This is a genomic window from Brachyspira pulli (assembly GCF_036997785.1).
Lineage (GTDB): Bacteria > Spirochaetota > Brachyspiria > Brachyspirales > Brachyspiraceae > Brachyspira > Brachyspira pulli.
In genome coordinates, this window is record NZ_JAWLQI010000140.1 from 1 (window position 1) to 612 (window position 612).

Genomic DNA, 612 nt, shown 5'->3' on the forward strand with positions numbered 1-612 from the left:
ATGGGCTTTAACTTCTTGGCTTGGTTTAGATAGTACTATATGTTTATTTGGAAAAGAATGCAGCGGCTGTACTGTAGTTGAGCATAATGGGGATATTTACAGCTGTGATCATTATGTTTATCCTGATTATAAAATAGGTAATATAATAAATGATAATCCTAAAAGTATAATTGATTCAGATAAGCAAAAATCTTTCGGACTTAAAAAATCAAATTTACCTAAAAATTGTTTAAGATGCGACGCTTTATTTGCATGCAGAGGAGAATGTCCTAAAAACAGATTCGATAAATTTTATGACGGAGAAGAAGGAAAAAATTATTTATGTGAAGGATACAAAAAATATTTTTATCATATTCACCCTTATATGAAAGCTATGAGGGAGCTTTTAGAAAATAATATAGATATTAGAGAGATTATGAGAATAAAGGAAAGCCCTATTGTAGTAGTGAAAAAGAATAATTAATTTATTATTTTATTTGTATTTACGAAGTAGATCACTGCCTTTGGCATGAGAAAGGATATATTTTATAGCAAATTTAATACATTATCTTACATGTAAATAATGTATTAATTTCATAATTGCACTTTCGTGAAGCGTGTCTGAGGACTTCG

Annotated in this window: 1 protein-coding gene; it reads left to right on the top strand. The window is 28.6% G+C overall.

Going from position 1 to position 612, the window contains the following annotated elements; translation table 11 throughout:
* On the top strand, positions 1 to 463 hold a 463-nt coding region (locus R4K56_RS14725; protein WP_335786935.1), incomplete at its 5' end, for an SPASM domain-containing protein.
* Positions 464 to 612: the final 149 nt, after the last annotated feature.